Genomic DNA, 21454 nt, shown 5'->3' with positions numbered 1-21454 from the left:
ATCCCCAATCTCTACGATACTGTTTACGGCAGCCGGTTTTCGATCAGTTTAAGCTTCTGGTTGATAATTTACTGCTGCCATGTCTTATTGGCATATTATTCAAAATATCCCCCCGGCAGCTCGAAATGCCAGGGGGATATGTATAAAGGTACATTAAAAAGGGTAACAAAGGGCGTGTTGTCTTATCTTTTCAGGCGGGATGCTGCTAACAGTATAAGAGCGATCACAAGCAGCGCCCATACTATTTCACGATAGCTGCTTTTTTGCATGATGATCTGTTTTAATCTGGTCATTTTGATGTTGCGGGTTGTATTGGTGTTAAAATATAAAGGTCTGGAAAAGGAGCTTCGGAAAGCTCCTTTTCCAGACCATCAAAATACATGTAGCCTCTATTGTTGTGCGCTTGTACGGATTTATATCACATCAGAAATATCCGTACTTCTACGCAGTATCTTCAGCAGTACTACGCTTATTTAACTCATTATAACGGAGTATTTTGCATACTCATCGGACAGGAATTTCACTTTGGCAAGTTTCGCTCTGTATATATGGGGCGGAACTTGTAAAGTGGAATTATCAATTACCAGATAGTGGTAAAAACCGGGCTGCCATTAACTAAGGTAACATATATGATACCCAGCGCTTTTGGACCTGCAGCCTGATTACCAGAGAATGTATAAGGACCATAGTAGGTTCCGTTATTGGAATACGTTATTGTACCAGAGTTGATACTCCAATAAATAGGCCCATAGGGACTACCCTCCAGGACACCTTCAATCATAGGCTTTGCAGCTTCTTGTTTTAAAGGAGCTTTCAGTGAGTGGCTGTCAGCAGCGTTTAATCCGGAAAAAGACAGGGACATGCACAATAACAATGCAAAAGGGACAACTTTCTTCATAAGATAAAATGTGATTCGGGTTAAAAAATTAATCATACACAATATATGATTAATTCTTAATAATAGCAAAGTTGTTATATCATTTCCAGATAGATTTTCTGCAACTCTGCGGCATCAATATCACTTACCTGCAGGGTGTGTACCAGCCTCCCCTCTTTCATAATACCGATCGTGGTAGCCAGGTTGACCGCGTTAAAAATATCATGTGTCGCAATGAACACACTCTTTCCCTGTTCGCCCAGTGCTTTAACAATATCCGTAAATTCACTGGTCGCTTTAGGATCCAGTCCACTTGTAGGCTCATCCATAAAGACTACGTCTGCATGTTTCGCCAGCGCGATGGCGATCCCCACTTTCTGCCGCATTCCTTTTGAGTAAGTGCCTACCCGCTGATGGAAAGCGGATGGCTGCAAACCGGCCTGTGAAAGATACTGCTCCAGCATACCTCTCTTGTAAGCATTGCCGGCCAGCCGGCTAAAGAAGTCAAGGTTTTCAAGACCGGTAAAATGGCTGTACAACATCACTACTTCCGGTATATACGCCGTATATTTCCGTGTAATCGGATCAGCAGTACTAACTACTTTGCCATTGATCGCGGCAGTACCGGATGTGGCAGCTGTAAAACCCAGAAAGATATTTACAGTAGTGGTCTTACCCGCGCCGTTTTGCCCCAGCATACAAAAGATCTCCCCCTTATTTACCGTCAGGTCCAATCCGTGCAATGCCGTATAGGCGCCATATTGTTTAGTTAGAGCAGTTGCCTGTAACATGATATATTGATTTCAGATTAAAATAAACGGATACCCACCTGCACTTTGCCACTGAAAGGCGCACCTTCCGTATAATACCACATACCCGTTGAGGAGTTACCTGCTTTTCTATCGCCGGAAGCCATATACCGCTCACTAGTGATATTGTCCAGTAAAACGCGGACGAAATACTTTCCGCGGTCATATCCAATACTGGCGTCCAGCTTTGTGTAATCAGGCATGTCTGTCCCTGCGGCAGTTCCTCTTCCAATAACAGTTGTTTCTCCAAGGCTGAAAGACAGTCCTTTGAGAATTCCATTCTTAATACCATACATTAACCAGGCATTGATCTGTTGCTTAGGACCTCTTGCATACCGTTTACCTACATTGGCCTCATTGGCGTCTTCACTGATGATGGATGACAACAATGCATAGTTCGCGGAGACCGTCAGGTTATCCACAGGCATGCCCAATACATCCAGCTCCAGTCCTTTACTTCTTACCTGCCCTATCTGACGTGACATTCCTATCGCAGCATCATAAGACAAGACATTGTTACGCCTGATAATATATCCGGATACAGTAGTTGACAGCAGGCCACTGAACCATTCCTTTTTGACGCCAGCCTCTGTATTTGCGCTTCTCAGCGGGACATATAGTTCTCCATTAGCATTGACGCCCACCTGTGGCTGGAAAGACTGGTCATATAAAGCGTACAGGCTCATACTGTTCATGATCATCCAAGTGATGCCTGCTCTTGGTGTGAAGGACTTATAGTAATAACTTTTATTCAAAGGAGCGGAATAGCTTCTCCTGGATACTTCATTATAGGTAAAGCGTCCGCCGAAGGAAACGATCACCTTCTTACCAATATTCACGGCATCATACGCATAAGCAGCCAGCCATTCATTGGAAGTGTTGTAGGTATACAGCTTATTAAACAATCGCAGGCTGTCGGTATTCTCTCCATACTTCAGGTGATACTGGTCAAAGGGGAACAATTTTGATCCCACCGCCTGGTAAATGGAATCCTGCGAATTAGTATAATCCAGGCCGGTGAGCACCCTATGTGTAATTAACTGTCCTGTTTTGAATGTACCATTCAGGAAGAGCTGAGAAGAACCTGTTAGTCCCCTTCTGCGATGGTTGAAAGAGCTGCGGGTAGTAGTGCCGTCTGCATTAAAACTTACGGCATTGAAAGTGCCTCCCTTGTAGAACGTCCATTGATCGAAAGGCGATCTTTTAAATGAGGACTGTGAAGTCAGCTTCCAGTTATCGTTCAAGGCATGTACAAATTGCAGCCTTACTGTATGTTCATCTGCCCGGGATACAGGCAGCCCGGGATCGCCCATATAGTTGCTGTTACGGTCATCTTTCAGGATAGTACTGTCATATGCGCCTTTAGTGAACTGCGTACCATTTTTCGCACGGCTGAGTATCATGTTGTATTCTGCCAGCAGGTAGGTACGTTTGCTAAAATTGTACTGTATGACGGGCGACAATACATACTTGTTCTTGCTGAACCAGTCTACGAAGTAGTCCTGTGTTTCTACTGCACCATTCACACGATAGGAGAAACCTTTTTCTCTGATGGCGACACCTATATCCACAGCCGCACGATAAAAGTTAAAAGACCCTGCAGTGGCAGTAACATTTAAGATCTTTGCTTTCCCGGGTGTTTTTGTTACCACATTTATAGCGCCTCCCGGTTCTCCGTAACCATTGATAAAGCCCGCGGGACCTTTTATGACCTCCACACTTTCTATAATAGATTCATCCTCCTGTGAATTTTCGTAAGTGTTACCACCAATGAGACCATTACGGGAAATATTGGCATTGAACCCGCGCATGGTAATGGTGTTAGCGCCAGAAAAAACATTATCAGTAGAAAGATATACACCACTGGCATTACGTAAAGCATCTTTCATTTCAAAACCACCTTGCAATTGCAGCAGGCGATTGATTATACCGGTAATGTTCTGCGGTGTTTCCAGCAGACGCCCTCCCAGTTTCAGCGTGGCAGAGATACTGTCGGATTTCACGGTACGCTTGCGCGTTTCGACGTTGACCTGCTTCAGGTGCCTGACCTTTATGGAATCGCCGGAGTGTTGCGCCTGCACGGTCAGTGTAACAAAAAAAGAAAAAAACAATAAACAGTACATTTTATTCATAGAGCATGATTTAACGGTGGGACTGGTTCCTGAGCAGATAAAAAGCAGCAAAGCCTGTTAACAGAGAGAGCGACAGCAAATAAAGCGCTCCCCATAGGATGTTCTTACGAACAGGGATTGGAGTATGGTGAAAGACCGGTATCCTGGTATAATCCGCCGGAGAGAGCACGCTGTTGCCGAAAAAGAAAGGAAAGAAATATGCTTTCCATCGCTGGTGAAAGACTTTTATCTCTTCTTCATAATGGCTGTAGTCAGCTACGTCGGTGTGAGCCACCTGGTTAAACAGCGATTGCGTATACACTGCGGGATTATAGTAGTAGCCTGTTTCCATATCAGCCTGCGCTTGTTTCCTGATAGCTTCATCGTTTGCCACAAAACGGTCCATCCGCTGCGTTACCATGTCATAATAAGCCATGAGCCGTCGTGAACTGGCAGCGCTCGTGTCATAAGCTGCGGCGTCCCTGTACCCAGGATAATGGTTGTAGAAACTATCCAGGAGCGCTTTCTTAGGCATATCCCACAATTCCCACTCCTGCTCTCTTTGTTCAGCAGCAACTGTAGCGGCGTGGGTGGTGACCTTCTTATCCTCTGTCATTAAACGGGAAAGCGCCGGCAGCAGAATCAGCAAAAGCACCCACACCGTCGTCATGGCAGCGATATTAAAAGTGGAAGACTTGCCGAAAGCAGCAATGAGGCAGATCAGCATACACCAGAAAAGTGTATAGGCGGCAGTAATGATACTCCAGGATAATAATTCATGCCAGCCATCACCTTGTATAATGGGAGCGGCAATGGCCAGCAACATAAAGGTTACAAAGAACAGGATCCATCTTACCAGTATCCTTGCCAGCAGCAATACCGAGACCTTTCCCTCCTGCACGAGGAATAAATACAGCGTACCGCGTTCCTGCTCGCGTGAAATGATATTATAACTCAGCCCAACCAGTAGTAAGGGAAATATATAGACAAGTAGAAAAGCCAGGTCAATATTACCTGTCAACAGCTTCAAAGGATTGTTGATCTTTTCTTCGCTGTGCAGATAACTCCAGTTCACTTCCAGCCGATGATAGTAACCGGCAATATCGCTTACCCCCAGCGATAGCATGGAAAGCGGCGCAACAGGTAATACAGCGGCAGGTTTCAGCTGGAATTGCACTACGGCAGGATGAGACAACTGCCTGTAAGTACTTTTCCCTTCAGCAGTCATTGTATCTGCTGTAGCCAGTTTATATACAAGGCTATCGAAACGATGCGTATCGTTTGTAAGTATAGCGTGCTGCGTATTCTTTCTTTCCTGTACCACCGTATGCCCATAATATAATGCACCGCTTCCTGTAACCAACAACAGTAATGCAAGCGGGAAGAGCAAACGGTGACGTAATAACCACTGCCATTCGAAGCGAAGTATAGTGAAGAACTGAGACATCAGTACAATATTGTTTTACGCCTGTTTAAAAAAAATAGTCCAACCAGTGGAATGCATAGCCATGCGGCCAAAGCCATAAAGGCAGGCGCCAATCTTTTATAGACACTCTCTGTTGTGGGTGGCGTGTAAACGAATGGACGCATTTGCCTGTAAAAATCCGGTGTTACTTTTCCTCCTTCCGCCAGTTTATGGTTCAGCTGGCGGATAAAATCATTCCTGTAAATGCGGGCAGTACGCTGGAAATGCAGGGCGGCATTGAGATCGGTACCGCAAAGTCCCATAGATATTTCACGTAATGCTATAAACGGGTCTATCCATCTTGCATAGGCCACATAAGCATTCTGCTCCCGGATCAGACTATCCACACCGCCTATATAAACTTCATAGATAAGCTCATTATAATCCTCAGCAGCCTGCATCCACAAGGCAGCTGCATTAACAGGCAGATAAGAGATGCTGTCCACCTGATACTTTTTCAGCAGGGAATCGTTGAAGTGTTGCTGGCGCATCGCCCTGGGCGATTTTCCGTCAAGCCCGAACTTCTCAGCGTCTGACATTTTCTTTTGTACTATGAAATGAGAGGGCAACTGTACTCTTCCTTCGGCTATCACCGACATCACCCTTGGTAACAAGATCACCGCCGTGAGCCATATCATCAACAAAACCAGTAAGGCCGTACCTGAACGTTTTGCGATGGAAGAGATCATTATACTCAGCAGGGAAAAAAAGGCGGCATACATAAAATAAGCGGCCAGCAGTCCTGCTAGGCTGCCCATATGTATATACTGCGTATGCAACTGCATCATGAATAAAGGCACCAGTGTAATCCATCCGATAGAAAGCAGCAATACTGCCAGCAAGGTTGCTGCAACGGCTTTTCCCTTTAATAGTAAACTGTTGCCGGCTCCCTGTAATTGCAGGAGTGGTAATGTGCCCGATTCCCTTTCGCTGGTGTACATGTCGAAACAGAGAAAGATCAGGAACAATGGCAGGAATAGCTGTAATACCGTCGCAATTGTCAGGCTACCGAACCGTATATAGCTGCCAGAGACAGGTACAGGAGGAGCAAGAAAACCGTGTTGTTTATGGGCCTCTATCCGGTAAATATTACCGGTGAAATCTGTGATGCCTTTATCAAAAAAGTATAACAGGGTAGGCCGGCTGAAAACATAGGTACCATAATGAGCTGCACCATGTGCATTATCAACATCCAGTGTCTCCCACTGATGACGGAAGGTAGCCTCTGCCTGTTGTTGCTCACGCAGCCGCATATACTGTGAGCGCTGCGCTGTGATCAGCGCCCCGCACAACAGCGTGCAAAAGATGAGCGAAACAACGTAAATAGCGGGCATACGAAGGCTCATCCGTAATTCTTTGACGATTACAGTTCTTAGCATACAAGCTTGGTTATAGCAATAGAATCATGTTGCCGGGCGAGGCCTCACCCGGCGGAATACGACGTTTGTTGCGTCTGTTTTAACAGTACGTGATATAAAATTTCACGGATGTAAATATAAGGGAGATTTTACTATTTGCAACAACGTTACAAATATTTATATTTGGTCCTGTAAACCCGACACATGTTCAACACGAAAAAATTCCCACGCTATAAACAATCGGATGCTATGGATTGTGGCCCCACCTGTCTGAAGATGGTGGCAGCGCATTATGGCAGGCAGTTCCCCTTACAGTACCTGCGGGAACTGAGTAAGAGCACACGACAGGGAGTAACGGTAGCAGACCTTGTTGCTGCGGGAGAAAGCCTGGGGTTCAAAACATTTCCGGCAGAACTGCCATTCACAGTATTGTCAGAGAAAGCACCCCTGCCTTGTATACTACATTGGGAGAAGCAACACTTCGTTGTACTGCATAGTATTACTGCCACACATGCTTACGTAGCTGATCCTGCTGTTGGCCGCACTATAACCTACACGAAAGAACAGTTTCTGAAAGCCTGGCGGAAAGAGGAAGAAAGTACCAGCGGAAGGGCGTTATTCCTGGAGCCGACGGCAGGCTTCTATGCACAGGAGAGCATAGCGGAACCCGTCGTCTCGCTCAAAACTTTATATCCTTACCTGCGGGCACATAAAAAAGAACTCATTCCTGTTTTCGCTACGCTAATACTTGCAGCAGGATGCTCACTGGTCATCCCGATGCTTACGCGGGCAATAGCAGACAGCGGTATCAGGACACACGATATTCCTTTGTTACTGTTAATATGTGCCGGACAACTGATGCTGTTCCTGGGTCGTATGGTAATGGATTTTATCCGCGCACGACTGCTATATAAACTGGGAACGGGCATCAGCATACAAATGCTGCGTTCATTCCTCCTCAAGCTGATGCAACTGCCACTACCCTTCTTTGATAACCGGCATGCGGGCGACAACATGCAGCGCATTGCCGACAATCAACGGGTAGAAGACTTCCTGACATCCGTTTTTGTCACTTTTGTGATGGCGGCTATAACAACACTTGTACTGGGATGTGTATTGCTATATTATCATCTGCTGATCTTTCTGCTTTTCGTTACAGGCGCCATTGCTTCTATTATCTGGGCGAACTCTTTCCAGGAGAAAAGGAAAATGCTTGATCAGCAGAAATTCAAAGCGCTGGCCGCCAATCAGCAGATACTGCTGGAGATCTTCGGCGCTATGCAGGAAATAAAACTAACGGGCAGCGAAGAAATAAAAAGTACTCAATGGCAACAGCTACAGGAAAGATCATTTGGGCTGAAACTTGAGACCCTGCGCATGGACCAGTTTATGCAAGGTATCGGGTTGTTCATCAATGAGATCAAAAATGTAATAATAACGTCCCTAGCTGCCATACTTGTGATCAAAGGCGAGCTTTCATTAGGCACTATGCTGGCAGTCACGTACATCTGCGGGCAATTGAACACGCCGGTACTACAACTGGCGGACTTCATACGCTCTTCTCAGAACACGCTTTTCAGTTTGCAGCGGATGGCAGAAGTACAACATGAACCCAATGAAGATGAACAAAACACAACAGTCCTGCCGGCGCTAACAGGCAACGGACAGGATATCAGATTAAACAATATACAGTTCCGGTATGGGCATCAGCACTCTTCTGTTGTACTTGATGATATACATCTCACTATTCCGGCGGGAAAAATAACAGCCATTGTAGGCATGAGCGGCAGCGGTAAAACCACTTTACTGAAGTTGCTACTGAAGTTTTATGCGCCTGTTAAAGGAGAGATCAGGATCGGTGAACAAGCGCTCGCCTCCATAAATGCGAAAGCATGGCGCAGACAATGTGGCGTAGTTATGCAGGATGGTTATATATTCATGGACACTATCGCCAATAATATCTACTGCGGCAATTCCGACAGGAATACAGAACGGCTTCACACCGCCTGCAAGATGGCCAATATACATGATTTCTTTACCTCCATGCCATTTGGATATGATACCGTAGTGGGAAAAGACGGATATGGTCTCAGCGAGGGTCAGAAGCAACGGCTGTTGATTGCCAGAATGATCTATCGCGACCCCGCTTATATCTTCCTCGACGAGGCCACCAATTCCCTTGATGCACACAATGAGCGCGCTATTATTAATAGTCTGGAACATTTCTTCCCTGGAAAAACCGTCGTAATAGTAGCCCATAGACTCAGTACTGTCAAACACGCACATCAAATAGTGGTTATGGACCAGGGGAAGATCGCTGAATATGGCAGTCACCAGGAACTAATAGCCGCCAGAGGCGCATATTATCAACTTATTAAAAACCAGCTGGAACTAGGCCAGTAATAACCATTATTATGACGTTAACGGTATTCCCTCACGTATTTGTGCGTTACACTTCTTTACATCAGCGGGAGATGAAAGTATTCGATCCTTCTGAAGATATGTTGCTGCAATTATCTCAGATCCATATGTTAGAAGCCCAAAAAGAACAGAGTAAAAGCGCACTCTGTGACCAGTTGTTCTCGTACATACAACAGGCCACTGATGATAAGAAAAGGCAACAACTGATCAATCTTAAACGGTCCGTCTTTAATGATAAACTGACCGGCAATCAAACCAATGTCCCTGCCCTTGCACCCGCCATAACGCAGCACCTGGAGCTGGTTGAGGTCCTGCGGGAAGCCACCCTGCAATGGCAAGATGTCTTTCAGAAAGAAGTAACCAGGTACAGACAGGTATTAAAAAATTATGCGCAACATGATCTGTTGTGTAAGGGCATCCTGTTGTCCAGTCCTACGCTATATGCACAGCTACCCTCCTTTATATCCCGGGATGTGCATAACTTCCGTCATAAGGAACTAAAAACAGAATACAGCCTCCTGAGATACCTGACGAGAATGGCCTTCAAAACTTCCCCTTTCAGTACTTTCACGCATACAGGCATTGCCGTCCCTGCAGAACAGGTATCCGATGAAGTGTTCGTTTTTAGCACAGATATAAAATCCGCGATCCGGTTAAACAATAAATTGTTTGACTACTTCAGATTGTTGATGGTGCATCATCCTGAGCTGAACGAAGTATTGGAGATACGGCTCAATCCCACCATACAGCAAAAGGGAAGACACCTGCAATTCCTGGCCAGCTACCGCAATATTGAGTCTTTCCAGAAAATGCCGGTTAGTGATATTACCAACTGGCTGCATTCTTTTTTATCCAGCCGGCAACCTGTGTTACTCGGAACACTTACTGATATGCTTTCCGGATTTATTGCGGACGCCGACAGGCAACAGATCAAAGCATACCTGTTACAGCTGGCAGCAAATGGCTTCATTGAAACCGGCATAGGTTGTTCCGGCATAAGCCCGGACTGGGATGAAGCATTGATCAGTTATCTATCCGCACATGAAGAAAGCCGTCCGGCAGTAAAACCCTTACAACAATTATTGAGGTTTCTTCATCAGCAGCGACAAACATATGCAAATGCACCGGCAGCAAGAAGAGGAGATTTATTGCGCGACGCCAGCAACGCACTTGATAATACACTTAGGCTACTGCAACTGGAGGCCGGACTGTCTGACGCCATCACGAACAGTGAAGATATTGCGCAACAAATAGCACTGGAGGTCCGCATACAAAAAGAGGGATTTAATGTAACACGTTTCATGCTGCAACAGTTCCCTGCTTCCGGTATTTTTTACGAAGACACTTATAGTACTACCGTCAATACTTACGCTCCCGAAGCAACACATTCGCTTGTTGAAAAAGCAGACCGGCTTTGTACGCTCCTGGAATCGTTGGATACTATGCAGGCAGAGCGGGTAAGGATGCGCGATTTCTTTCTCGGGCATTTCGGTCCCGATCAGCAGGTGAATGTTACCGACTTCTATTACACTTATTATCAACTGGAAAAGAAAACACAAAAAGAAACATTACGTATCAAATCCCCACAGAAGGAAGATACGCTTGTATCACAGTTAAGACAATTGCTAAAACCGGCTGATATCGCCGGTACAACTGGCATAGTAAACCTCAATGCCACAGATTTTGATATTGCATATGCAGATACTAGCACCTCCCGGGGAATGTTCATTCAACTTTTCCGGCAGGAAGAAGAACTATGTGGTGTGATCAACAACTTACTGCCTGGAATGGGCAAAGTAGCCGGCCGTTTCCTGGACCTCTTTGCCCCTGATATCACCAGCAGTTTTCGGGATTGCAACCGGAAGTTGCATCCGGATATGCTGCAACTGGAATTGAGTGACGGTTCCAGTTTTAATGCCAATATACATCCGCCTTTATTGCCTTCCGGTATCAGCATCCCCGGTAGTCATAGCAACTATCCGGGTCAGCAACTGACAAGTGTAGAAAACATTGCAGTAAAATACAATCCGGGCACTGAGCTTTTATCATTAGTTCATATTCCCGACGGCAGAGAGATCTTTGCATATGATCTTTCCCTGCAATCCTTTCTTAACCGATCGAACTTCTACCAGCTACTGGCACATTTTAATCCGGAACGGCGAATCCCTTTGCGTAAGCTCATTGAAGTTACAGATGAAAAATATACAGCCACGCTGCCCGCACCCGAAGCAGACATCATCTGTAAGCCAAGGATCACATTCGAGCAACATATTATTCTACGCCGGATGGCCTGGGTTATCAAAACAGCATCCATTCCCCAACAGGAGAATAACGAAACTGATGCTGCGTATTACCTGCGCTTCAACAGATGGTATATTGCAAGTGGATTGCCTGCCCACGTATTCCTGTTCCTCAAATCTTATGCAATACCTATGGACAAAGAGGAGAAGCTAAAGATGATGAAAGATGATTATAAGCCCCAGTACATCTGCTTTACACAACCTGCCATGGTCGGTTTATTCAAGAAACTCTTGAGCCGGGCAGGCCAATATATTTACGTAGAAGAAATGCTTCCTCACTTATCACATTTACAGGATGCAACTCCTGTAACAGAACATCTCATTCACTGGTATAAATACTGAATATGCAGCTTAAATGGCTTTCGGCCTATCTCTTTTCCAACAAAGGTCTCGACCGTGTTTTGCGTGAACAGGTCGCGCCGTTTATACAGGCCGCTGATAGCTTTTTACAAGCTCCATCTCCTTATTTCTTCATCCGATACGGGGAAGGGGGGCCGCATATACGCCTGCGGCTTCATATATTACAAGATGAAGAGCCTATAGTAAAAGCAATGCTGGATAAATATGCCAGTGTGCGATATGTTCCTTACATACCTGAGATTGAACGATATGGCAACGCAGCTACCATTACACTGGCAGAACAGCAGTTCAGTTTATGCTCAGACTATATACTATCTCTCATCTGTGATCCAGAGTGGGATACGACGAGAAAATTATCACAAGCCATACAATTGAATATGGCTTTATTGTATGCAGCAGCGATAACGCCAGAAGAGATAAAAAGGATCTGTGCACAGTTTATCCGTTCCTGGCTGCCAGGATTATATGACAGGCATTTGAACAGCAATGAACAGGAACAATATTTCATGGCTTTAATGGAACAGAAATTCATGCAGTATGCACCAGTGATACTTCCGCCGGCGGCGGCATGCTGGTCGGCATTACAACAGGACCAGCCGAAGATACCTCTTCAGGGATATGCCGGCAGGCATATTACATTGTTACAACGTTACCAACAGCTGATCAACGATCCATCAAAGATGCGGGGCATTCTATGCAGTCTGCTGCACATGCAGCATAACAGGCTGGGCGTTCCAAACACTGACGAAGCTTATATTGTTTTCTTCACCATGAAATGCGTAGAACATATCTATGATCAAATTGCCGGATAAGCAACTCTTTGAAGACGAAGTATACAGGATCGCCGATACTTTGCTGGCGTCCCTACAGCAGGATGAAGATGGATATTACTGGCAGCGCAGGCGGAGCGACAACAACGGGACAGCACTTCTGCCGGAAACCACCGACATTTTCAATGGAAGTGCAGGTACTATCCTGTTCTTTCTGACATTATACCGTTATCAACCTGACAACAGGTATATTGACTGCTGCAAGCGTGTGTTGAACAGACTCTTAAAGAAAACATATCAGCATTCCCCCGCCTATTATACTTTTTATACAGGTGCTACCGGTCTCATTTATGTGTGCATCTGTATGTATGAAACCACCGGGGCATACAGCTATATTGAGGAAGGTGTACGGTTGGCGCTCTATCTGAAACAGGGGTTTCAGTCCGGTGTTGTAAAAGATGATCTGCTGAGTGGACACGCGGGCAATCTGCTCGTCATTACTTATCTGTACGCCCATAGCGGGGAGCAATCATTGCTGGCCATCATAAAACAGATCTCTGATACACTCATCGCTCATGCCCGGATAGCTGATACCGGATTGAAATGGGACAATGAAAAGTTCGCCTATGATAGCCTGACGGGATTCTCGCATGGTGCCGCAGGCATAGCATATGCATTGCTGGAAACAGGGCGATACTTCGGTGATGAAACCTTACGTTATCTCGGGGAAGAAGCACTCGCCTACGAAATGCGGTACTACGACACAGCAAAGAACAACTGGATGGACCTGCGTGTAAACAGCCTGCAGATACCGCCTGAGGAAATCCTGGACTGGAACCTGGAATCATTCAGAAAGCGAATGAGCGACGCCTGCTCGTGGGCACACGGTGCTGTAGGTGCCACCCTTACACGCCTGCATGCCTGGCATCTCACGGGGAACGATTTATATGCAGAACAGGCAGGCAGGGGGATAGAAAGAACCCTGCAGGATATATCAGCACCTTCCAGGAATAATTATACACTTTGTAGTGGCTATGGTGGCCATATAATGTTATTATTGAAGGCTTCGCAGGTACTGGGTGACGCATCGCTGCATACGCAGGCGGTAACATATGCAAGGGATGCGCTCCGTTTTTTTAAGCAACATGGTACTTATAATACTTATGCAGCCGTGCATGCCGAAGACCCTGCCTTATTGTCCGGCCTTGCAGGAATGGGATATTTGTTCCTTCAATTCCTGCTGCCGTACAATGGAAACACCGTACTGCACCCTCTTATACCGGGCCATGCGAAAGATAAAGGGATATATCACCTGGAGGCTGTAAAAGCAGACTTATTGGGCTGTTATTTTAAACAAACAATATCGTTGTTAAAACCAGGTATGATACCATGGAAAAGGATACATAATATCCTGGAACTTGAGCAGCATCTGGTACGAAGGATCAAGGCTGATCCGCGGGAAGAGTTGTTGGATGCTTTCAGTTTTGAAGCCACGCTTACTTCGCTGTGGAAAATGCATAAAGGCATGTTATGCTTCAGGAAAAGGACGCAACAGCTGCAAATCATCTCCCGGAATATACTTCGGCATGATGATCGTACCCTGTTAGACAAAAGAATGGCCCTTTGTCCGCATGTTAAAATACATCGTAGTCAGTCGGAGTACAAAGTAATATACAGCCATGAAGAGGGTATCTCCATTCTGCCGGTACAGCTGTTACCGGGATTGATACTTTCTCAGCTGCAACAACCCGGAACGATCATAACAGTCATCAGTTCCATCTTTGAAAGTCATTTTCCCGGTCAATCAGCTGTAATACTTACACAGCTAACACAGATCGTTTTGGAGCAAGTCAGATTATTGCTGCGAAATGGCCTGATCACTGCAGCATAAAAAAAGCCGGGATGACTGTGACACCATCCCGACCGGTAGTATGTTCTTACGAACAAACAGCCTGCATTAGCAGATCACGGTTTCGCATTCGTGACCTTCATCATCTGTTAATTCAGTATGAGTAGGATGCGAATCTGTTGCATCGTGACCAGCTATACCACCTGCAAGGCGGCTGTTCATTTCGCTATCAATACTTGTTACAAAGCTTTCGATCCGGAGATCGTCCAGGGTAAGTCTGAACTGGTTTTCTTTCATAAAATAGTCTTTAATTGTTATGCCTACTATTCTGAGGGTTTCGGCTTCTCCCCGATTGCAATCAATTAAAGATATATAAAATGCATCATTGTTTCAAAAATTACCTGGTATTTATTTTTAGCTTGACAGACATTTTCATGTGCTTCAACTATATTTTTTCTTCACTGCACCTGCCAGCAATACACTAATTCCCACTAATGCAAGAACAGCAGCAGCTTTCCACAATGTCTTCCTGGTACTTACAGCCGGAACATATTCTACACCGCTAATGCCGGCAACGGCTGGGTCCTGGGTATAACGACCGTTTGCAGGTACTGCTTTTTCTTTGAAGTTATTCGCCAGTTCCTGCAGCTCGTGTAACGCGTCTCCCTCCATAGGCATCCCATGCCCTGTAGCTACGATAGATGGTTGCAGAGATGCCAGGGTTTGGACTGACTTTTCCGCTGCTGCCCAATCGTATGTAAAGTAACGTGGAGGACCGGAGAGCTTTCTTTCCTGTTTTAAGACAGATAATAGCGATTCCTGTCGTGTAGTCACGAAAGCATCTCCTGCCAGCAGTACACCATCCTGCTCCCGGAACAGACTAATATGACCGGGTGCATGGCCCGGTGTATGAAAATATTGCCACTCTTTCAGACCTGGTATATTTCCTTGTTCCGGCAACAACAGTAAACGGCCTCCGAGGTCAATGGGGCCTGTTGGGTACAAAAAGGAGAGATAGGTAAACAATCCTCCACCGGCAGAAGGATCGGGCGGTGGATAAGCAGAGCGCCCGGTCAGATAGGGCGCTTCCAGATAATGTGCGTATATCGGTACGTCCCATTCATCCGCAAGCTGTTTTACTGAACCGGTATGATCAAAATGTCCGTGGGTAAGAATAATGGCAGCCGGTGTAGCCTGAGGCCAGAAAAGCTGCTTTGCCACTCTCTTGATCCGGGCTGCGGAAGTAGAGAGTCCACCGTCCAGCAGTACCCAGTGATTGGTGGTAGCATCATGTATGAAATATACATTCACGATCTTATCACGAACACCCCATACTCCCGGAGCTACATAAAACCACTCATGTTTTGAGCATGCCTTAATTTTAACCAGCGCTTGTTGCTTTTTCATATTTAACGGAATTAACATGAACACTGGTTATTACATCTCAAAACTCATGCTGAGTCAGCCAGGCCCAACCATAATCAGTCTTCTTTACTTCCGTCATCCGCCATTCTCACCATTTTCGGAGAGAATTTAGCCACTATATCCACCAGCTCTTGCTGTGCTTCCATTACCACATTGATGTCTTTATAAGCCATCGGTGCTTCGTCCAGTCCAGCGCCTATCAAGGTCACACCATTAGCCTGCAGCATAGCCTGCATCTCCTGCCGGGTAATGTTCTGCATAGCGCTGGTACGGCTCATCTGCCGTCCGGCTCCGTGTGAAGCGGAATTAATGGCGTTTTCTTCTCCTTTTCCTCTCACCAGGAATCCCGGTGCTGTCATTGATCCCGGGATGATCCCCATTACGCCTTTACCTGCCGGAGTAGCGCCTTTTCTATGCACGATCACTTCTTCTCCGTTCCAGATCTCCTTCCAGGCAAAGTTGTGGTGGTTTTCCACTTTAGCCAGCAATGTACCACCAATCGCTTTTGTCAGTTTATCATGGATCACCTGATGACAGGCGGAAGCATAGTCACCGGCCAGATTCATCGCCAACCAGTATTCCTGGCCCGCTTCAGTATTCATATCCAGAAAGGCAAGATTAGCCGCCTCTTTAGGCAGTTTACACAATTCTTTCGCCAACCGGGTATAATAACCGGCAATAGTGGCTCCCAGCCCCCTGGAGCCGGAGTGCGACAACAGTGCGAGATATTTTCCCTTAGGAATATTTAAAGGCTGATCATCTTCGGCAAATTCAATGATACCCCATTCCACAAAGTGGTTTCCTCCGCCGGAAGTACCTAATTGGGAATACGCTTTATCTTTCAGGGTTTTGATGAACTGCGTCATATTGAACTCATTCCGGTCCAGTACGGCGTGTTCTGACCTATGCTTACCATGGTATCCATGTCCGGCGCCAAAACGGGTCTGTGCGATCAATTCCCGCTTATAGGTATCATGATTACGAACGAAGTCTTCTTCAGTAATATCAAAGATGGACAATGCCATACGGCAACCTATATCCACACCCACACCATAAGGTATCACCGCGTTCTTTGTAGCCAGTACCCCACCGATCGGCAGTCCATAACCCTGGTGTGCATCCGGCATCAAAGCGCCCGCTACCGTAACCGGCAGTTTCATAGCTGTTCTCATTTGTGCCACTGCGCCGTCTGCAATATGTTCTGCTCCGTATACCGCGAACTCCTTAGCACTATTATTAAGGAAAATAGTGCTCTCAATCTCTTTCGCCTCTTCGATCATCTTAGTGGCGAGGTCTTCCAGTACTTCATGATCCAGGAAAGCTTCGGGCCTCTCAAGCAGATCTTTCATTAATGCCAGCACTGCTTCATGTTCAGCTTCCTGGTAATGTTTTTCCAGGACTTCAAGTGCTAAACCAAGTATTTTACCCTGCTGATAACCGATAGCCAGCAGATCTTTACCATTAATGCTGTTCATATGCATTTCTTATTGGGTTATAATAATAATGCAATATTCAGGACTATATGCGCACTTTTTTTGCGCACTTCCCACTACCTTTTAAATCTTTTCCTAAAAAACTTACTTTCAACGCCTTATAGCGACAATATTCTGAAAAGCAAAGATTTCAAAAGCCGCGACATTATATTCTCCCATGGCTTTAAGTCCGTCGGGCAGCAGACGGTAAAAGTCGTATCCCGGCAATATATCTATGATGTCCTTAAAGAAGGTACGGGAAATTACATTCATCTCATTAAACTCTATCTGGATAACATTGATTATTCCGCTTGCGATGGCACGGCGTGCCCCTTTTAATACGTTCAGCTCATTTCCTTCCGTATCTACTTTCAGCAACGCTATTTTCGACAGCCGGTGTTCCTCAATGAATTCGTCAATAGTAGTCAGGTCAATGGCTATCTCTTCCACTTCGCTCTTCCGGAAATCGGCGATCACCTCTTTATACATACTGGCATGCTCAGATCCCTTGTTCTCCACATAGTCATAGATAAAAGTAGTGAATGCACACTCTCCAGCTCCTTTCTGCACAGGAATAAACCGGTGCATTGACGCGGCCTCCTCAAGTTTGTTGTAAGCAACGGGATGTGGTTCAAATGCGTATATAGGCAGTGACACCTTCCAGTTTCGCAGCATAACCGAATAGTGGCCAATATTGGCACCTACGTCCAGAATTACACCACTGTTGAATTTTCCGGTTGAGATCATATATTTAACAAAGGCGTTCTCGCCACTCACATAATCGTTTTCATGATTCATGATGCCCAGTCCTCTCATACTTAATTTATACAGGAGCAGATTGATGGGATAAAGCGCCTTCCGTGCAAAAATGAAGACGTAAACTTTTATCAGGGCATTGGTAAATAGATTCATTGATTAGTTTAGTTTTGGTAGTGTTATAATTTTTCCTCCAGTCCTGTCATTACATTATATACAGACAATCCTTTTATACATTCATATCTTTCAGCACCCGACAAATAATTGAGGTTTCCTTTTTTGTCACGACTTTCACGGAAACGGGAATAAACATACCCTTCTTCTGCGCTGAGCGCCCTGAGTCCTCCCAGTCTGTTCTTCTTTACGAAATAAGCATTATTACCTATTGAATTGGATCCGACAAAGGCATACCCCTTTTCTTCGGCCAATACACACAGTGCTTTCAGTGATGCGCCAAAATAGAGATGACTATAGTGAGCCTGCTCTCTTATGAAATCCGGTTTATAAGGAACGGTTATCGCTCTGTCGATACCGAATACACTATTATATTCCGCTACTACTATCACCGGGTCAACAACATCAATGGCTTTCCACACCCAATAGTCATTACCGTCAATATCGACAGACAATAGTCCTATTTCTCCTTTCATACCATGTACGCCGATCAGGTCATTAATATTTTCTGCTGTAATGAATGCCTGCACCGCTTTCAGGTCATGCTGATAATAAATATCGTCAGACATGATGTAACGGATACTCTTCTTTGAGCCATCAATTACTAGCCCCGACCAGTTGTTATATTTCAACAGGAAACGTGTATTTGACTCAACGTAGTTCTCTACTCCAAACTCTATAAATGTTGTCTCCGGGATATACACTTTATTAATAAGGTATTGAATAATGCCATCATCTCCTGTCTGGGAGAAGACTTTAAACTCAGCGGCAGAAATGTTATCCAGCACCGGCAGTTCCTTGTTCTGCCGGGCGAGAAGGGTACCTAATAACAGCAGGTCTGATTGTTGTGCTTTTCTTGAGGTGTACAAAAAATGGTGCAAGACATTCACCAATTTTTTCATTCGTTTCATCAGGAACATGGTATGAGTTAAATAAGCGGAGCGCTCTCCTAAAATTTATTACCCCATAAATACAATAATTAACAATTATTGTTCATTTCGCGATAATTCATAACATATGCGTTTGCGTACTTCTGTTTGCATATTCAATATGACACAGGAATCGTTCTGTCCGCCCAACTTTTTTCGCAATTTTGCGCATATGATTTTTTTGATTTAACTTGCCTCAATCTGAGAATGCGATAATCAATAAACGCTGCGAATTTAGTACTTGCATAATGGTGCCCCAATCATTATAAGGTGTTTTATTGTTTCTACTTGATCGCTATTCCATGATTTCTAACACGTCTTCACCACGATATTTTTTTAGCCTGGATGCTATAAGAGGGCTTGCTGCACTTATTGTGGTCTTATGCCACTGGCAGTTCTATTTTTATACGGATCAGACCTTACAGACTAAACCACTGGAAGAGCTGGGACTTCCCTTATTTCCCTACCTCTCGATCTTTTATAATCATGCATTTTATGCTGTAGATCTTTTCTTTCTGTTGTCAGGATTCATCTTCTTCTGGTTCTATTCAGATAAAATAGCTGACGGGAGAACGCCTTTCGGCAACTTCATATGCTACCGGCTCACCCGTCTTTATCCTGTTCATTTTATCACATTGCTATCGCTCATAATGCTGCAATACATTATGGTCAGCATGAACGGTCACACCTTTATTATTCAGAATAACGATGCTTACCACTTTCTGCTAAACCTGCTCGTCATACATAGCTGGGGCTTTGAGCGTACACCGGCCCTCAACGGATTTAACGGCCCTTCCTGGTCTGTATCGGTAGAACTACTGCTATACCTGTTGTTCTTTCTTATTAGCTGGAAAAAGCTGCACCGTAATAAAGGTCTCCTGTTAGCGATAGTAGTTGCAGGCGCTGTTATACAACATTTTTATTCCATGATAGGCCAGGGTATCTATTCCTTTTTCCTTGGAGGGCTTACCTATTATGTCTATGCCTGGCTGATCGAACAAAAGAACCCGCGCAGGATTACCACTATAGTAACCATTACTGCTGTGGCATTATGGATGATCGTGCTTACAGAATACGCTTTCTCTTATATCAGGGATTTCTCACTGATACTGATGAAAAAGGTACTGCCAGGAAAGGATGTTGCCTTTGATACGGCCTTGTACAACCTTTCCAGGAACACTTTCTTCAGGACCATTATATCTCCTGTTACAATTCTAACACTTGCATTGTCGGAAACAACAAAGGGAAGCCTGAAAGTAAAATGGGCACTGGTATTGGGAAATGCCAGTTATGCACTGTACCTCCTCCATTTTCCGTTAATGGTATTATTGTTTATTGCAGTTGATGCGCTGGGAATCAGCAGGGAGGTGTTTCATTCTCCATTGACAGTGCTTCTGTTCTATTCAGTGCTGATCCCGCTAAGTATCCTTACTCATTATTATTTCGAACTACCGCTGCAGGAAATGTTCAGAAAGCGGCTACTCAAAAAACCGGTACCGGGTCTTGTCACTGTTGTTAATAATCAGATCACCACCACATAACTAAGGTTACCAGTACGGGCACTTAGCAACTGTTACCACCTTGTTTTATTAATCGAAATCAGATATGATAGCTAAATTCTATTTATTGTTATTTACTACCCTGGTCCTTCTTACAAGCTGTATCAACACTAAAAAGATAACCTATTTCAATGACCTTGAAAAAGCGACCGGAGCAGAATCTGCCTCCAGGTTGCAGGCACTCAAAGTGCAACCCGGAGACATATTACAGATCACCATTACAACGATCGATAAAGACATTTCACTCATATTAAATCCCGCCGCGGTCAATTCGTCCCCTTTATCCGCTGATGGTGCGGACCCCGGGTATATTGTAGACAGCGCGGGCTACGTAAACCTTCCAATGATCGGTAAAGTATACGTCAAACATAAAACGACAGCCGAAATAAACGACATCATCACGCAGGAGTTAAACAAGACGATCCGCAATCCTTATGTCTCGACCCGTATTGCCAATTTCAGGATCTCTGTACTGGGAGATGTGGCCCGTCCGGGCTCTTACCGGATCTCCGGCGAGAGGGCATCGGTGCTCGATGCCTTAAGTATGGCAGGCGATCTGAATATAACTGCCGTCAGAGATGATATTATGATCATCCGTGAAGTGAACGGAGAAAAAACATACGCGTCGCTGAACCTGAATAATAGTAAAACTCTTTCGTCTCCCTATTATTATCTGAATAATAATGATGTGATATATGTAAAGCCGGGCCCCAACAAACAGTTCAACACTTCAAAGATAGTACAGCTGTTACCTGCAGCTATCGGTATTCTGTCATTGATCACCACTATCGTCATCGTTTCCGTAAAATGATACCGCAA

The 21454-nt window shown here is 45.1% G+C and carries 16 protein-coding genes; 6 read left to right on the top strand and 10 right to left on the bottom strand.

Going from position 1 to position 21454, the window contains the following annotated elements:
• Positions 1–580: 580 nt before the first annotated feature.
• The 5 genes from L3C95_RS29415 to L3C95_RS29395 all read right to left on the bottom strand — a co-directional run bounded on the left by L3C95_RS29415 (position 581) and on the right by L3C95_RS29395 (position 6641).
• Complete coding sequence (locus L3C95_RS29415) at positions 581–898, bottom strand: hypothetical protein (RefSeq protein WP_236393849.1); 318 nt, start codon at positions 896–898, stop codon at positions 581–583.
• Between the two features lie 74 nt (positions 899–972).
• The gene (locus L3C95_RS29410; RefSeq protein ID WP_236393848.1) at positions 973–1668 is read right to left on the bottom strand and encodes an ABC transporter ATP-binding protein; all 696 of its coding nucleotides are present in this window, start codon (positions 1666–1668) and stop codon (positions 973–975) included.
• A 17-nt stretch (positions 1669–1685) separates the two neighbouring features.
• The gene (locus tag L3C95_RS29405; protein WP_236393847.1) at positions 1686–3818 is read right to left on the bottom strand and encodes a TonB-dependent siderophore receptor; all 2133 of its coding nucleotides are present in this window, start codon (positions 3816–3818) and stop codon (positions 1686–1688) included.
• Positions 3819–3828: 10 nt separating this feature from the next.
• Positions 3829–5244 (bottom strand): DUF3526 domain-containing protein, encoded by a 1416-nt coding sequence (locus L3C95_RS29400; protein WP_236393846.1) that lies wholly within the window; start codon positions 5242–5244, stop codon positions 3829–3831.
• On the bottom strand, positions 5244–6641 hold the full coding sequence (locus L3C95_RS29395; RefSeq protein ID WP_236393845.1) for a DUF3526 domain-containing protein: 1398 nt from the start codon (positions 6639–6641) through the stop codon (positions 5244–5246). Before L3C95_RS29395 ends, L3C95_RS29400 begins: the two co-directional genes overlap by 1 nt.
• 183 nt (positions 6642–6824) lie before the next feature.
• Between L3C95_RS29395 and L3C95_RS29390 the strand changes: the two genes are divergently transcribed.
• The 4 genes from L3C95_RS29390 to L3C95_RS29375 are packed head-to-tail and all read left to right on the top strand — an operon-like array spanning position 6825 to position 14362.
• Positions 6825–9023 (top strand): peptidase domain-containing ABC transporter, encoded by a 2199-nt coding sequence (locus L3C95_RS29390; protein ID WP_236393844.1) that lies wholly within the window; start codon positions 6825–6827, stop codon positions 9021–9023.
• Between the two features lie 11 nt (positions 9024–9034).
• The gene (locus L3C95_RS29385) at positions 9035–11683 is read left to right on the top strand and encodes a lantibiotic dehydratase (RefSeq protein ID WP_236393843.1); all 2649 of its coding nucleotides are present in this window, start codon (positions 9035–9037) and stop codon (positions 11681–11683) included.
• Positions 11684–11685: 2 nt separating this feature from the next.
• On the top strand, positions 11686–12513 hold the full coding sequence (locus L3C95_RS29380) for a thiopeptide-type bacteriocin biosynthesis protein (protein ID WP_236393842.1): 828 nt from the start codon (positions 11686–11688) through the stop codon (positions 12511–12513).
• Positions 12494–14362 (top strand): lanthionine synthetase LanC family protein, encoded by a 1869-nt coding sequence (locus L3C95_RS29375; protein WP_236393841.1) that lies wholly within the window; start codon positions 12494–12496, stop codon positions 14360–14362. The genes L3C95_RS29380 and L3C95_RS29375 overlap by 20 nt, the downstream gene beginning before the upstream one ends.
• 66 nt (positions 14363–14428) lie before the next feature.
• On the opposite strand, the gene L3C95_RS29370 is transcribed toward L3C95_RS29375, so the two are convergent.
• The 5 genes from L3C95_RS29370 to L3C95_RS29350 all read right to left on the bottom strand — a co-directional run bounded on the left by L3C95_RS29370 (position 14429) and on the right by L3C95_RS29350 (position 19058).
• Complete coding sequence (locus tag L3C95_RS29370; protein ID WP_110055495.1) at positions 14429–14617, bottom strand: pinensin family lanthipeptide; 189 nt, start codon at positions 14615–14617, stop codon at positions 14429–14431.
• Between the two features lie 144 nt (positions 14618–14761).
• Positions 14762–15727, bottom strand: coding sequence for an MBL fold metallo-hydrolase (locus tag L3C95_RS29365; RefSeq protein ID WP_236393840.1), 966 nt, complete (start codon positions 15725–15727; stop codon positions 14762–14764).
• A 74-nt stretch (positions 15728–15801) separates the two neighbouring features.
• Positions 15802–17220: an RtcB family protein gene (locus tag L3C95_RS29360; RefSeq protein ID WP_317207723.1), complete on the bottom strand. Its 1419-nt coding sequence runs from the start codon at positions 17218–17220 to the stop codon at positions 15802–15804.
• A gap of 108 nt (positions 17221–17328) precedes the next feature.
• A complete protein-coding gene (locus L3C95_RS29355; protein ID WP_236393838.1) occupies positions 17329–18129 on the bottom strand; it encodes an FkbM family methyltransferase in 801 nt (266 codons plus the stop codon).
• A 23-nt stretch (positions 18130–18152) separates the two neighbouring features.
• Positions 18153–19058: a hypothetical protein gene (locus L3C95_RS29350; RefSeq protein ID WP_236393837.1), complete on the bottom strand. Its 906-nt coding sequence runs from the start codon at positions 19056–19058 to the stop codon at positions 18153–18155.
• A gap of 320 nt (positions 19059–19378) precedes the next feature.
• Between L3C95_RS29350 and L3C95_RS29345 the strand changes: the two genes are divergently transcribed.
• Both L3C95_RS29345 and L3C95_RS29340 read left to right on the top strand, forming a co-directional pair.
• On the top strand, positions 19379–20617 hold the full coding sequence (locus L3C95_RS29345) for an acyltransferase family protein (RefSeq protein ID WP_236393836.1): 1239 nt from the start codon (positions 19379–19381) through the stop codon (positions 20615–20617).
• Positions 20618–20681: 64 nt separating this feature from the next.
• Positions 20682–21446 (top strand): polysaccharide biosynthesis/export family protein, encoded by a 765-nt coding sequence (locus L3C95_RS29340; RefSeq protein ID WP_236393835.1) that lies wholly within the window; start codon positions 20682–20684, stop codon positions 21444–21446.
• Positions 21447–21454 lie beyond the last annotated feature (8 nt).

It is taken from the genome of Chitinophaga filiformis (genome assembly GCF_021646545.1).
GTDB lineage: Bacteria > Bacteroidota > Bacteroidia > Chitinophagales > Chitinophagaceae > Chitinophaga > Chitinophaga filiformis_A.
The sequence above is the reverse complement of the archived record's forward strand: the minus strand, read 5'-3'. Positions and strand labels throughout refer to the sequence as shown.

What these genes read in the sequence shown, in the direction of transcription:
- L3C95_RS29365 (WP_236393840.1), bottom strand. Translation starts at nt 15,727, where the DNA reads ATGAAAAAGCAACAAGCGCTGGTTAAAATTAAGGCATGCTCAAAACAT.
- L3C95_RS29385 (WP_236393843.1), top strand. Translation starts at nt 9,035, where the DNA reads ATGACGTTAACGGTATTCCCTCACGTATTTGTGCGTTACACTTCTTTA.
- L3C95_RS29360 (WP_317207723.1), bottom strand. Translation starts at nt 17,220, where the DNA reads ATGAACAGCATTAATGGTAAAGATCTGCTGGCTATCGGTTATCAGCAG.
- L3C95_RS29395 (WP_236393845.1), bottom strand. Translation starts at nt 6,641, where the DNA reads ATGCTAAGAACTGTAATCGTCAAAGAATTACGGATGAGCCTTCGTATG.
- L3C95_RS29380 (WP_236393842.1), top strand. Translation starts at nt 11,686, where the DNA reads ATGCAGCTTAAATGGCTTTCGGCCTATCTCTTTTCCAACAAAGGTCTC.
- L3C95_RS29415 (WP_236393849.1), bottom strand. Translation starts at nt 898, where the DNA reads ATGAAGAAAGTTGTCCCTTTTGCATTGTTATTGTGCATGTCCCTGTCT.
- L3C95_RS29405 (WP_236393847.1), bottom strand. Translation starts at nt 3,818, where the DNA reads ATGAATAAAATGTACTGTTTATTGTTTTTTTCTTTTTTTGTTACACTG.
- L3C95_RS29410 (WP_236393848.1), bottom strand. Translation starts at nt 1,668, where the DNA reads ATGTTACAGGCAACTGCTCTAACTAAACAATATGGCGCCTATACGGCA.
- L3C95_RS29390 (WP_236393844.1), top strand. Translation starts at nt 6,825, where the DNA reads ATGTTCAACACGAAAAAATTCCCACGCTATAAACAATCGGATGCTATG.
- L3C95_RS29340 (WP_236393835.1), top strand. Translation starts at nt 20,682, where the DNA reads ATGATAGCTAAATTCTATTTATTGTTATTTACTACCCTGGTCCTTCTT.
- L3C95_RS29400 (WP_236393846.1), bottom strand. Translation starts at nt 5,244, where the DNA reads ATGTCTCAGTTCTTCACTATACTTCGCTTCGAATGGCAGTGGTTATTA.
- L3C95_RS29355 (WP_236393838.1), bottom strand. Translation starts at nt 18,129, where the DNA reads ATGAATCTATTTACCAATGCCCTGATAAAAGTTTACGTCTTCATTTTT.
- L3C95_RS29370 (WP_110055495.1), bottom strand. Translation starts at nt 14,617, where the DNA reads ATGAAAGAAAACCAGTTCAGACTTACCCTGGACGATCTCCGGATCGAA.
- L3C95_RS29375 (WP_236393841.1), top strand. Translation starts at nt 12,494, where the DNA reads ATGATCAAATTGCCGGATAAGCAACTCTTTGAAGACGAAGTATACAGG.
- L3C95_RS29345 (WP_236393836.1), top strand. Translation starts at nt 19,379, where the DNA reads ATGATTTCTAACACGTCTTCACCACGATATTTTTTTAGCCTGGATGCT.
- L3C95_RS29350 (WP_236393837.1), bottom strand. Translation starts at nt 19,058, where the DNA reads ATGAAACGAATGAAAAAATTGGTGAATGTCTTGCACCATTTTTTGTAC.